Source organism: Pseudomonas sp. Pseusp21, assembly GCF_059492145.1.
Genome location: NZ_CP168520.1, coordinates 571,816 through 584,959, shown reverse-complemented (window position 1 = coordinate 584,959; position 13,144 = coordinate 571,816). Strand labels below are relative to the sequence as shown.

Annotated in this window: 9 protein-coding genes; 2 read left to right on the top strand and 7 right to left on the bottom strand. The window is 59.0% G+C overall.

Translation table 11 applies throughout. The features are described from left to right. The first annotated feature begins 160 nt into the window (after positions 1–160). The gene (locus ACEN93_RS02505) at positions 161–385 is read left to right on the top strand and encodes a YgdI/YgdR family lipoprotein (RefSeq protein ID WP_074690616.1); all 225 of its coding nucleotides are present in this window, start codon (positions 161–163) and stop codon (positions 383–385) included. 58 nt (positions 386–443) lie between these two features. Here ACEN93_RS02505 and ACEN93_RS02500 read toward each other — a convergent pair whose 3' ends face one another. The 7 genes from ACEN93_RS02500 to ACEN93_RS02470 form a co-directional block, all read right to left on the bottom strand. Continuing rightward, positions 444–818 (bottom strand): hypothetical protein, encoded by a 375-nt coding sequence (locus ACEN93_RS02500; RefSeq protein ID WP_039768347.1) that lies wholly within the window; start codon positions 816–818, stop codon positions 444–446. Positions 819–930: 112 nt separating this feature from the next. Continuing rightward, the gene (gene tssM, locus ACEN93_RS02495; protein ID WP_495610994.1) at positions 931–4,578 is read right to left on the bottom strand and encodes a type VI secretion system membrane subunit TssM; all 3,648 of its coding nucleotides are present in this window, start codon (positions 4,576–4,578) and stop codon (positions 931–933) included. 88 nt (positions 4,579–4,666) lie between these two features. Further along, on the bottom strand, positions 4,667–5,902 hold the full coding sequence (locus ACEN93_RS02490) for a T6SS immunity protein Tli4 family protein (protein WP_495610993.1): 1,236 nt from the start codon (positions 5,900–5,902) through the stop codon (positions 4,667–4,669). Then, the gene (locus tag ACEN93_RS02485; protein WP_495610992.1) at positions 5,890–7,686 is read right to left on the bottom strand and encodes an esterase/lipase family protein; all 1,797 of its coding nucleotides are present in this window, start codon (positions 7,684–7,686) and stop codon (positions 5,890–5,892) included. The genes ACEN93_RS02490 and ACEN93_RS02485 overlap by 13 nt, the downstream gene beginning before the upstream one ends. Further along, entirely contained in the window at positions 7,683–10,205 is a 2,523-nt protein-coding gene (locus ACEN93_RS02480; RefSeq protein WP_495610991.1) for a type VI secretion system Vgr family protein, read from the bottom strand. Before ACEN93_RS02480 ends, ACEN93_RS02485 begins: the two co-directional genes overlap by 4 nt. A gap of 5 nt (positions 10,206–10,210) precedes the next feature. After that, entirely contained in the window at positions 10,211–11,629 is a 1,419-nt protein-coding gene (gene tssA / locus ACEN93_RS02475; RefSeq protein WP_495610990.1) for a type VI secretion system protein TssA, read from the bottom strand. Continuing rightward, positions 11,617–12,150, bottom strand: coding sequence for a type VI secretion system-associated protein TagO (locus ACEN93_RS02470; RefSeq protein ID WP_235375881.1), 534 nt, complete (start codon positions 12,148–12,150; stop codon positions 11,617–11,619). The genes tssA and ACEN93_RS02470 overlap by 13 nt, the downstream gene beginning before the upstream one ends. 460 nt (positions 12,151–12,610) lie before the next feature. On the opposite strand from ACEN93_RS02470, the gene tssB reads away from it, so the two are divergent. Further along, positions 12,611–13,114 carry a type VI secretion system contractile sheath small subunit gene (tssB, locus tag ACEN93_RS02465; RefSeq protein WP_074690621.1) on the top strand — a complete coding sequence of 168 codons (504 nt, stop codon included), beginning with the start codon at positions 12,611–12,613 and terminating at the stop codon, positions 13,112–13,114. Positions 13,115–13,144: the final 30 nt, after the last annotated feature.

Below are 13,144 nucleotides of genomic sequence, written 5' to 3'. Positions count from 1 at the left end.
GCGTACAGATACCAGCCTGTCCCGGCGGGCGCAAACGGAAAAGGATCAGTGGCATCGGCAAAGCAGTTTTTTTCACTTGGCCATCGAACTTTTCCGGGTGTCACGGCACCAACCGCGTTAGAGGACCGACAATGGTCGAAATGAATGAGGAAGCCGTCCTATGAAAATCAAAACCTTGGGTATCCCGCTGGCAGTAGCTGTGCTGTTGACGCTGGCCGGTTGCTCGACGCCAACGGTGGTCACCCTGCAGAACGGCACCCAGTACCTGACCGAAGACATGCCCGATACCAAAACCGAGGATGGCTTCTACGAGTTCAAGGATATTTCCGGCGCCAAAGTCCGCGTGCGTGCCGACGAAGTGGCCACGGTGCGCAAAGAAGACTGACGGATAAAACATCAAAAAAGGCTGCGACCTTATGGGATCGCAGCCTTTTTTGTATTCATCAGCGTGGTAACGCCATGCCCGGGAGGGAGCCGTCGCAACTGAAGGGACGCTCGCCACGGCGAACCAGTTCTTCCTGCAAGCGCTGGCAGCGCTGACGCTCCTGTTGCGCCATGCGGTCGATGCTCAGATTTCCGGTCATTTCCGGCTCATGGTCTTCGCCGATGCGAATCGTCACGAACGGTTGTTCAGGCTGGATATGAAAGCGGTTTTTTTCTTCGACGGGTTTGGCGTCTTCGCTTTTGGCCGGCTCTGGCAGTTGATCGGGTGTCACGCCATAGCGGCTCAGAATCGAGCTGTGAGGCAGATCGGCCCAGGCATTGGCCGACAGCAGCACAAGCCCCGCAACACCGATATACCCCTTGAAACCTTTCACGTGTGAATCTCCTGTACTCGTTGGCAGCCCTTGAATGACGAACGTCGACGTCATGGCTTTAGGCCGCATTTCCTGTCGGTGCAGGGATTGGAGTCAGGGAATGGTTGGTGAGTCACTTCCTGCCCGTCTCCGTTGAGGCGACACCCTCAACCCTGTTTATGGTTTTGTTTGATCGACGTTCCTCCAACAACGTCCTCGGCAACACAAACCCTTCAAAACTGCGTTGGGTAACCGGGTTGTTGGCCTTCTCCGCCCCAATCCGATAGCGCATCAAGCCATCGGCGACGGCAAAGGTCAGGTCCACGCTGGTGTCGGTCCTGCCATTAAGATGCCCACGGCTGAGCAGCCGGAACAACGACCACGGCCCGCGATAGCTAAGGCTGGCGGTGTTGCCGCTGCTGTGCACCAGCGTCAGTTGGCTGCCATTGGTGTTGCCCAGACTGTTGGGCCACACCAACCCCGTGCGTTGCGGCGCGCCGTGCTGGTAAGGGATCAGTTGGCCGTCGACGCTGAGCATGCTGCTCAGACGGGTCGCGCTCAGGGCCAGGGGTTCGATGGTGAGTTGCACGGCCAGGTGGCCGCGGTGGTTGAAGAAAGTGTCGCGGATGCGCTCGACCTTCTTGAGCTGTTCCAGCACGTCACTGCGTACCAGGTAGCCGCCAAGGTTTTCGGAGTACAGAGCATCGAGGTTGTCCTTGAGGAACACGTTCAGGTATTGATCGTGGAACTGCTGTAGACGCCCCTGCGGGCTGAAGAAGGCTTCGAAGTCTTCCAGCGAGGCGTCCTCGCCGCTGGCCTTGAACGGGTAGCGGCTCGCCAGCCGGTCGCGGTAGAAACTGTAGATATCACTGTCCCAGCGTTTTTCCAGTTCGCGTAAGGCGGCAATCACCAGTACCTGCGAGGTCTGGTCGGCGAGCTTTTTGATTTGCTGGTTGAGTGGTTCAGGCAGGCCGACGGCGACACGTTGCAGGTTGGCAATCGGATCGGCACCGCCGAGGGAAAAACGATTGAGCACGGTTTTCAACGCCGCTTTGCCGGGGTCGGGATTGTCGTGCACGGCTTTGGCGTAGTCGTAGACGGCGCTGACGGAACGTAGCGTTTCTTCGTAATAGGACGGCTGCTCGCCGCGCGTGGTGGTCAGTTCCGTCAGGCTGGAAAACGCGCGCCGGATACCCGCAGCTTGTTGCTGGCCGTCCGACACCTTGTCCAACGTCAGTGGTGCCTGCCCTTCGACCAAGGGCGCCGACGGGTAAATCACGCTATTGTCGCGCAACGTTTCCAGCAAACGCCGCAGAGGGGCGGCCGGGCCAGTGACCTGCTCCAGCACGGCCACGCCGTGACTGAGGTCGTCGAAGTCGGTGATCGCGAACTGATTCAGCGCACGTCGCCAGCTGTCGACATAATCGGCGCTGTATAACGCGCGGACCCGCTGGGTCAGTACTTTGCGGTCTTCGTCGGAATAGTCCAGGCGTTGCCGCTCGCCGAGCACCCACTGGTCGATCATTGCCAGCTCGATGATGCCCTTGGTGCCAGGCTCAAAGTAGTCCCTGAAGCCCTTGGCCGTGAGCAGCGGTGCCAGCATCAAGCCGCCACCCTCTTGATCGGTGTTCAATGGACTGTAGACGATGTCGAACGCCGGACCGACCTCGGCGCGCAGGTCCAGCGGGCGGTGCAAACGCTCTTGGGCATCCTGTTTCAGGTTCATGTAGACCCGTTCAGCCATAGGCAACTGGCGCAACTGTTGTTGCACTTGGGCAATGCGCTCACGGTAGTGCGGCAAATCGGCGTCGGCGTATTTCAGGGCGTAGCCCAAGTGTCTCATCAAGTCGGCCTGCAACTGGCCCTGCCCGGGATAGGCCCTCTGCCACTGTTTGGCGACCCACTCCTCGACGATGGCCGGGCGGCGGTTTTGCCGTTCTTCAAGCATGCGGTAAACGCGCAAGGCCGCCAGTTGCTGATTACTACCGGCGGGCGCGGCATTGATGGCATCCAGCACACCGCTGGCAATCGCCGGCAGAAAGCGTTTGGACAGTAGATTCAGATAGGCCTCATCCACCGTCGGACCAATCGCCCTCCCCTGATACAACCCCATATCCGCCAGCAGCGGCCATGCCTCGCGATAGTCACCGTACACCAGCACCGCATCGCGAATCTGATCCAGCGGCACCAGCAGATTGCGCCCGGTCGTGTCGACCTTGGTGTCGATGTCCCGCTCACTGAACTCCTGACTCTTGGCCAGGACGCTCGCAGCCTTGTCGCGGTTGATGTTGAAGTAAAACTGCCAGGTTCCGATCACCACCAAAACGCCCAAGGACGCGACGCTGAAGCCAGCGATCAGCAGTCGTCGCTTGTTACGGGCCACCTTGATGTTGTCACCCGCCAGACCTGCTTCCGGGTAAATCACTCGCTGGAAAAGCTGCTGGGCAAAGTAGATCGCAGTGCCACCAGCAGGCTTGACCTCGGGAGGCGGTGGCGGCAGTTGATACGCTTGCCCTGCCTCTTTGACGAAGGCATTGCTCAAGGTGCCCTGCTGAAATACCGAGGAGAAATACAGCCCGCGCACCAGCGCAGGGGTGGTGAAACGATCACTGCCGAGCATTTCGCTCAGGAAACCCGACAGTGCCGGGCGCAGGCCCGCCATCTGACGCAACAGGCCCTGCAGTCGATCGCGCTCGGTCAGCCCACGCGACTCCTTGACGCTGTCGAAGATCTGTTCACTCAGGTACGTGACAAAGGTCTGGTACTGGCGGGTCAGCTCCGCCGACCAGGCATCGAAATCATCCACCGCGTCCAGACTGAAGGTGAAACCCAGCAGGTCTTCGCGCCCACTATGCGACAACCGGGCGAAGAACTCTTCGAAGCCTTCCAGCAGGTCGAACTTGCTCAGCGTCACGTACACCGGCAAGCGCGTACCCAATTGCCGCGTCAGCTCAAACAGCCGGGTGCGCAGCAGGTTGGCGTGGGCCTTGCGTTGTTCGGGACGTTGCGCCAACAAGGCCTGCACATCGATCACCAACACCACGCCGTTCAATGCGCGACGGCTGCGGTTGCGCGCCAGCCAGTCGATCAGGTGCCGCCATAGACGTGGGTGAGTGCCAGCGGGTAATACCGGTTTGACCTTGCCTTGGATCGCGCCCTGCTGCTCGACGTTATCAGCCGCTGGCTGCGGATGACTGAGGAATTCACCCGGCGGGTCAATCAACACCGCCTCGTCACCGATCCACCAATCCACCGGATAGGCCAGTTGTTCTTCCTGGTGCGCCCTGACCCCGGCTCTGGTCACATGGGACAAGGCAAAGCTCTGATTGGAGCGTGTGATCAGGCTGGTCTTGCCGGCATTTTCCTCGCCCAGCACCAGATACCATGGCAATTGATAGAGCGAACGGCGGCGCTCCATATTGTTGAGCAAGTTGCCCAGGCTGCGGTCCAGTGCTCGCTCCTGCGCCTCGATGTAAGGCAGGCACGGGTCGGCCTGCATCGCAGCCTCGTGCTGGCGTTCAAGCTGCAACCGGTGATAACGATTACGCACCCGCCATGCCCAGATCAGCAGCGGCACCACCAGCACCACAACGCTGGCCGAGACGCGCATCGCCAACTCGCTCAGCGGCCGATGTTCACGCCAGGCCCACTGCGGGCCCAGCCACCAGATAGCGATCAATAAAAACACCACGCCCAGCAGCACCAGTATCGGCAATGCCTGGTTGAACTGACGCAGTACCGGCAGGCCCCAACGTTTGACGTAACTCCAGACGGTGTTCATGAATCGCTCCTAGCGTATTTGTAGAGTTCTTTGCCCTTAGGCAGGATGAACGTGCTCCCCTTGGCACTCGTTAATGCCCCTCCCGTTGTCATGGCTTGCGCTCCGCAAAGCTGGCAATGAATTCATCGAGGATACGTTTGCTTTCGGCAGCTTCTTCGGGAGTCGGCCCGCGAGGGTTGAACCAAGGATCCGGCCTGGACTCGACCGCGCCGTAGCGGATGCGCACGGACTTGAGGATCGCGTCCCATAGGGCCATGGCTTCATAGTCGGTGAGTGAGGGGTTGACGGGTTCTGGCGTGGCGGGTTGTTGCCAGAGCGGCAGTTCATAACCTTTGTTGGCGAACTCGGGAAGGGTCCAGCGCACGAGGTCTTCTGGTTCGTTAGGGTCAATGGCGCCTGCTTTCATGCCACCAGCCGAAAGGCGGACACTCATTGCTGGACGGCTTAGGGAAGGATTGTCGCGGTAGTTCTCGCTGACAAAGAGTATTTGACGGTGAGTGTCGTCACTGAAGCCGATCAGGGACTCTTCGGCCTGCATGTCAGCCAGAGTGATTTTCCCGGCGCGCAAATTTTCATAGTCGCCAGCGAGGAAAATCTTCGTGTCTTTTTGCGTGCGGACGTGCAAACGCTCTTCATCATCCGGTGATAACGCATTGATGTAGACCTCCAGCGATACGTCAGACGCAGGGGGACTAAAATCGAAGCTGGCGATTTCCTGATCGTGATGACTTCGGATCACGATGGGGCCCAAGGCGAAGCCTGCTCCTGCGTGCTGCGGAGCATTAACTTTGAAGATTTCCTTGGACAGCTTTAACAGGCGTGCCTCAACCGGGGTGGTATTGCCTTTGAAGGAGTCGGCACGGAGCATGACGTAGGCGTCATCGACAAGAAGATGGAGTTCGTGGACGAAGGTTTGGCGCTGAGTCATGCGCATGTAGTACTGCAACATGACACTTTTCGGTGCCTCTACCCTGGCCGACACCAACATCGGTATATCGTCCATTTCATCGTTCTTGACCGCCGCGATCCGACTGGCCCGCTCGCGTAAGGCTGCGTCAAACCGCTCTTTTGTCACGCCCTCCCCCAATACACGCACCTCTACCGATGTGTGATCGGCGCCAAGCCCGTAATACAGCTTCACATTCCCGCCGCCCGTCCAGTTGGCGGGCAGATCAATCAGGCCACGACCCAGCGCCCAGGTACGCATGTTGCTGGTCAGTTCACTCACGTTACGTTTCTCCTGTTCGCTCGGTTGTTTGAAGGCCGCACATCCGGCAAGAGAACCCAGCACCAGACATGCAAAAAAAAGAATCAGCTGACGCATAGGGGCCTCTTGGCTTTCGCCGCGATTTTGATGAGCGAATAAAGGGTGAAATGCTGCGCTACCGGGCTGGCATAGGAGGCTTCATGATCAAAGCCAGGCGCCTTGATTTGCTGGCGAACCTCGCCATTGCGCGCATGTTTGATCGGCGCACTACCCGAACTTACCGGGACGGTGCCGTCGCCCGAGCCGTCCTGCATTTGGCAATGCAATTCCCAGTAACTGGTCTGCACGGTTTTGATCGGCGCATCAGGATCGCCACGCAACGGCGGCACGGCTTCGGCTTGCCCACCCACATACACAGGGTTGCGGCCGTCATCGCGCACCTCATGCATCTGCAGGCTGGACACCGTGAAGGCATCGGGCCGTGAGGCGTGGGGGCGATTAAGGCGAGAACCGCGCTGCATTTGCCAGGTGATGGATTCGAAGCTGCGGTGTTTATCGTCGTTGCCGTAGTAGACGTAGGTATGAGGGTGATAGGAACCCGCGATTGCTAGATGGAACTGCTTAGCTTCCGATATGTTTTCCTCAAAAATCTCCCACGTGATCGCATCCCCATCCTTCGGCGCCAACCATTCCTCTCGCAGCAATCCCCACCATCGGTCGCGGCGTAAATAGATCTCGTCGTAAGGATCCTTCACTGGCTGGCGCGGCATCGCCGGAACGCCTCGGTCATCAATCAGCCGCAGCCAACCTGGAGCGTAATTTTGGGTGGGCAGCAATTGCAGGGCACCGGGAGCCTGCGCAAACACGGCGGTCACTTCCTGGCCTGTCGGGCCAATCACCGCACCGGCAATGGGATCTTCGTCGCTCATGCCGACTTTGCAACGGCGATAAGCAACCGGTGCCCCAGTGGCGGGCATTACCCCATGAACGACACCGGCAATTTTGTCAGTCATACCGGGCAACTGGGCACACCGACGCGCCACCAATCCTCCCATGGAGTGAGTGACGAGTATCACCTGCTGACAGTTGCGACCGTATTGGTGCATCAGTTCGTTAATGCGTTCGGCCAGACGCTGTGCAGCGACTTTGTTTGAATCCAACCAGTTATAACCACAAGCATGCACCGGCATTCGATAACCCGCTCGCGCCACCAGCTCATCCGAGAAAATCGGTTGCAACTGACTGCCCAGGTTAGCGCCCAACCCTGGAATACCAATGGGCGTTTCGGGTTTTAACCGGGTGATGTGAGTCGGTCCAGGCTCGACGGCAACGGTATGCAGGTGCTCCGGCCGGATGTCGAATTGTGGCCATCGATGGGGCAGAAATTCGCTATTGAGCGCCTCTTCCAACCAGAGCAGAAAAGCGTGATAGCTGGTTTCACTGACCTCGCCCCAACCTCGTTCTTCGTAGCGTTTCTTCAGGGCTAGAACGGTTGTTTTTCGGTCCGGCCCCGGGTGCGCCAAAACTGTACCCGCTGGGCGTTTGGGTACCGCGCCCTGGGTGTCGACGTCCACCCGGGCCGGGTGCAACAGCTTTTGTCGAATACCGGCTTTTTTGTTGATCCAGTTCAAGGCAAGCCACATGTTTTTGCCCATGAACCCCGCATCCAGCCGCCATACGGGAACGGCCTTTTCCTTTTGATTCCGTTTATCAGGCTTACTCTTTAAATTCGACCCCATAATCCCGGGCACAAAAATCACCGGCAGTATCCCGTCCGGCGGCAGTATGCATTGCACCGCATCCGTGATACTGCTCGGCGTCATGGTCCAGGTATGCACGGGGTTACCCCGAGCGTTGTAGGTCATGGGCGCAACACGAGGCGCCGACGGGTTATTGGTCATGCGTGTTCTCCGTTATCCAGCCATTCCAGTACAAGCCCTTCCAGCGTCATGCCCTGTTGCAGGGAGACGAAGCCTTCAGCATCGGTACGGCCTTCAAAACGTGCGCCGTCCTTGCGAACCAACGCATAGGCGCGGTCGCGAATAGGTTTGCCGTCGGTAGAGAGGGTTTGAAAGCGTTCGTTGAACGATGTGCTGGGCCAGCTATTGAGTTCCGTAGCTGCATTGCTGGGATCAATGAAGTACTTGTTAGCAGCCTTCACCGTGAAATTGCCGGGCATTCCCAACTCGATATTGCCGCCCTGCATCTTGATATAAGCCCCACCGCACAACAGGGTGATGTGCTTGTCAGCCGCGACCACCACATGTTGCTGGCTGGCGCTGATTTCCACGCTTTGGTCCGCTTGCACCTGAATGCTGTTGTGTTGTGCCTGCAACAGCAGTTGGCCGTTGTGGGCGATATGGCGCATGTCGCCGCCTTGTGCAAACAGACCTATTTCGTCACCCGCATTGATCACCACTTTTTGGCCGGCTGTGAGTTGCTGGTTTTGCTGTGCCACGCTGTCGATATGTTCGCCTGCGCCCATGGCGATGCTGCGGGACGTGGCGGCAGCGATGCCGGCGGGCCCACTCAGCGCGATGATGGGTTGCGCGCCATTGCCGCTGGCGTTGGCCTGATCATTGGAACCATGCCCCAACGCATTCACGGCCTCAGCCAGAGACTGTTGTGGCTGTGAATCCTGAGCAATGCCTTGGGCATCCTGAGCAGATGCTCCCAGCTGTTGGGCCAATGTCAGGGCGGCTTGCAGCACCTCGATCACCTGTTGGCGTTCCAGTTGACCGGCATCTGCCCTCAGTTGAGGTTCAGCGGTCAGCAACAAACCTTTTGCGGCGCGCAACGCGCCGTGACCATCGGTGCGTAACTCAAAACCTTCGCCCCTTGGTCGGCCTCCGCCATAGTGGCGTGGATGAGTGAGGTAGCCGAGATGCAACGCGCTATGCTCGTGATCACTCATCAGCGCCGCACTGATTTGCGCAGTGGTGTCGTCGATGCGCAACTCGTTGGCCCGTGTTCCCTTGAACTCACGGCTTTTGGTTGTCGACACAGCGTTGAGCTTAGGCAGTTCGTAGGGCGGCAAATTGGTCTGCCGGTACGCCCGTCCGGTGGCGATCGGCTGGTCCGGATCACCGTCGAGATAACTGATGATCAGTTCCTGGCCCACACGCGGAATCGCCATCGCGCCCCAGGTGGCGCCCGCCCAACCTTGCGCCACACGAATCCAGCACGAACTCTGATCGTTGTTTTTATCCGCACGGTCCCACGGGAACTGCACCTTGACCCGGCCCCATTCATCGCAATAGATCTCCTCACCGGGAGGCCCAACCACCGTGGCGATCTGCGGGCCGTCGATGCACGGTTTGTCACGCAGCGGCGCTTTCCAGTCCGAGGTCCAGCGGATGGCGCTGGCCTTCATTTCATAGGACGTGCCAAGGCCACTGCCAAATGATTCTTCCTGCAGGCTGGTGTGCTGCTTGCCCTCGTGCTGGATGGCAATGGTGCGCCAGCGATCGTTGAAATCGTCGCGGGGATGCTCGTTGAGGTCGAAGGCCAATCCCGGTTGCAGGCGAGCATCGTCGCCTTCCACATGGGCCAGTTTGGCGTCATTGCGCAGGGCGGCCAGCCGGGTTTTGGTAAAGGGTTTGCCAGCGATGTCGCGCTTGTAGCGGCCGGGATAGTCGTAGCGTTCGTAGTCCTTGTGCTGGTTGTTCAGATCCTGATCGCCCGTCGCGGTGTGCTGCTGGTTGTAGCGCGGGTGGGTGAAGGTGTAGTCGCGCTGCACCTGCACGGCGGTGCGCACTTGCTCGGTGTAGTGGAAGCGGTTCAGTGCCGGTTCCGTGGCGTCTCCACCAGCCATCGGCTGATAGACCACCGGGCAATCGGTGTGGGTGCCGATGGTGCCCAGGCCGCCGACGCGGTCGGTGAGGACCAGGGTGTGGCCGTCGGCGCGGTGTTCGAAGGTGTAGAGCAGGCCCTCTTCGGCAGCGAGGCGGGCGATGAAGTCGAGGTCGGTTTCACCGGCCTGTACGCAGTATTCGCGGGGTTGGTGCTCGAAGCAGATTTCGCTGCGGATGTCGGTCAGTTTTTGTTCGGTAAGGACGCGGGTGATGATGTCGGGCACGGTCTGGGCCTGGAAGATGCGCCAGTTGGAACGCAGGTCGAAACGTTTCAGGGTTGGTTCGACTACCGCGCTGTAGCGGGTGCGGCGAAAGCCGGTGTCGCCCTGGGTGAACAGGCTGACCAGGCCGTGGACGTAACGCACAGGTGTTTCGCCACGCCAGATCGTGAATAGCCCCGCCAGATCGAGCACCCGATTGAAGTCGATGGCGGCGTTATGGCTGGCCAGTTCCAGTTCAAGCTTGAAGGGTTGGGACAGACCTTCTTGAAGAGTGAACGAGACCACTTCGAAGGGATCGTCCTTCAAGGGCTCAAAGGTGAAACGCAGGTCGCTTTGGCGGGGCATGGGGCCTAGTCCTTACTCTCACAGATAACGGCTTCCACTTTCCGGTACAACTCCGGCTCCCACCCCTGCGCCGTGGTATCGCGCATCAGCCGCGCAACGCTGGCGTACAGGTCGTCCGCCAGCCACGACAGGCCACGCGATGCCAGCAGGTCAGCAGCAATCACCGTGGCGTAGCTGCGCTGGCGCGGGGCGTCATGAGAGGCGTGCAGGTCCTGCAAGCGCAGCAGCACCACTTCGACGCCTTCGGTGTTGAGTTGGGTGGTCAGTTCGTCGCGCAGGCCGGCGTATTCCTGCACGGGGCTGCCGGTGGTTCGCGCCTCATCGGCGGCGGTGATCCATGCTTGGGTTTGTGCGTCCACGAACGGTGTGCCATCGCTGAAACACAACTCCAGCAGGGCCGGCAGGCGGCAGACGAAACGTTCGCAGGTCTGGCGAATGGCAGCGGCCACTTCTTCCATCGCCAGGCGCGAGGCGACTTGGGCGGCCAAGTAGCTGCCGCGCAACCAGTACGGTGAGGCGCAGACGCTTTTTTCGAGACGCGGCAGCAGGTTCGGGTCCAGCGTATTGTGGTTCAGCGCGTCCTGGTAACCGTCGACTATGTCCTTGGGCACGGCGGTCAATTCGGTTCGACGATCGCGGGTGACGGGGGGCGCGGTGCGCAAATGCGACCACAGGCCGAAGCGTCGTAATTGATAACCGGTGGGGTCGTAGGGATCTTGTTGATTGATCTGCTCGGCCATGCTCAACACGGCGCGGCGCTGTTCACGCTCGTTGCCTGGCGCCTGCAGCTTGGGGCTGGTGAAAAATGCTGAATCCAGAGCGCCGCTGGAGGTGACTGCATGGGACGCTTCAGCGGCAACGACCGGCTCACTGTATTTGCTCAACTGGCGTTGCAACGCCTCCAACGGGGCGGGATCGAACCTGGCGGTTTCCACGCATCTTTGCAGGGTAGCCATGGCCAACTCCGCAGCCGCCTGGCAAGCCGGGGTAAAGCTACTGCGATCCAGGGACGGCAACACCTGCACCAGGTTCTCCAACAGGCGCTGCACCTGCTTACGCTTGTTCAGATAGCCCGTAGGGCCGGGCTTGGGATAGGCATTGTCCCAATACAGGTCGACCATACCGGCCACCAAACCCAACGCATCCGCCCAGCGCGCCCATTGCCGGGTCCGCAGCCACGCTACTTGCAGATGACCGAGGATGCGCCAGTGCTTGCACTGGGTGGCCAGGTATTCGCGGGACGCTTCGTCGATATACGGCCAATCGATGTCGCTTTCGCGCAGGCCGCCGAGCTTGACCATTTCCTGATCGATGGCCTGATAGGTTTCGTCCTCCACATCGAAATGGCCGGCGAGTTGTTCTGGGTCGATGGGGGTCAGCAGTCGCTTGACGGTATCCGCCGGAACGTCGATCACCAGCGACATACCTTGCGCTCCTGCTCGATCAGTTCGCCCAGCCCTTCAGCGTCGAACACCAGCCCGTTCAGCCGCAGGTAGTCACTCTCCAGTCGCAGGCGCTGGCCGCCGCCCATGTTGCGTAACAAGGCAATGGCCTGCAGCCCGCGTCCCGCATCCACCACCAACCCGGCATCGTCCAGCACTTGCCACCGATAGGCCTCGGAAACCGGTCGGTCGTCCTTGAACAGCTGGATGCGAATTTTGTTGGGTTTGGCTGGCTCATCCAGTACCAGTTGCAGGCGGGAAATTTTCGATTCGCAACTGATAACCAGGTGAGGTCGAGGTGGCAACGCGCCCAGGGCCGGGGCGGAGATCACCAGCCGTTGTTGCCGCTCATCGTCCGGCTCTGGAAACGACGACAGCAGAAAACGCTGATCCTCGGGTGGACGCTTGACTTCGTTGCGTTGCACCAGATCGATAATCGGCAGTACCTGCCCAACGGCGCGTGGCGCCGCTGGCGCGTGATGGATGGGCGTGCCAGCGGCCAAATCAAAACACTCCAGGCGCTTCAAGGGCGAGACAATTGAGGGGCAGTCTTGTGTTGCCGCCTGCACATCCATTACGGCCACGACCGTCAGACAAAGCCCCCATTTCCATCCTTGCCCGTGCATCAACGCCTCCTGAGTATGTCTCGTCGAAATCAGAATCCGATGTTCTCAGCATCTTTAAAATCAACATGACTTATTTGAAAGTTCAACAAATTAACTTACAGAGCCTCACCAGAACTCAATGAATAAGCAAGTAGAAAACAAACAGTGCCTTGCAAAAGTCCCAACAAAAAGACACGCCCTTCAGATGTATCCGTGGAAGTTGTAGGAAAACCAGTAACGATCCGCAAGGTATTATTTCCTACATTAAAAGCCCACGAATCGCGTCCACAACGTCCTACAAGACAAACGTTGCAACAACTGTTTCTAATACGCCGACCTTATGAAAAGGATTCTTCCCATGTCGAAAAATCACGGCTCTGTCGCGCCCAAAGAGCGCATCAACATCAAGTACGTCCCGGCCACGGGCGATCAACAGGCCGAAGTTGAGTTGCCGCTGAAGTTGCTGATCACCGGTGACTTCAAAGGCCACGGCGAACTTACTGCCCTGGAAGACCGGCAAGCTGTACGCATCGACAAAGATACGTTTAATGAAGTTCTGACCAAGGCCGAAGTTGCCCTGGATATGGCGGTTCCGTCCGTTTTAAGCAAAGACTGCGATACCGATTTGAACGTACGGCTTCAATTCAAAAACATTCATGACTTCGGCCCTGACGCCGTCGCCCGACAAATTCCCGAATTGAACAAGTTGCTGGAACTTCGCGAAGCCCTCGTTGCACTCAAAGGTCCGATGGGCAACGTTCCGGCCTTTCGCAAACACCTGCAAAACCTGCTGACCGATGCAACCGCCCGCCAACGCCTGGCCAGTGAACTGGACCTGGTGCTCGACGCGCCCAACGACTGAATTGAACGCCCTTCTCAACGGAGTACTCCC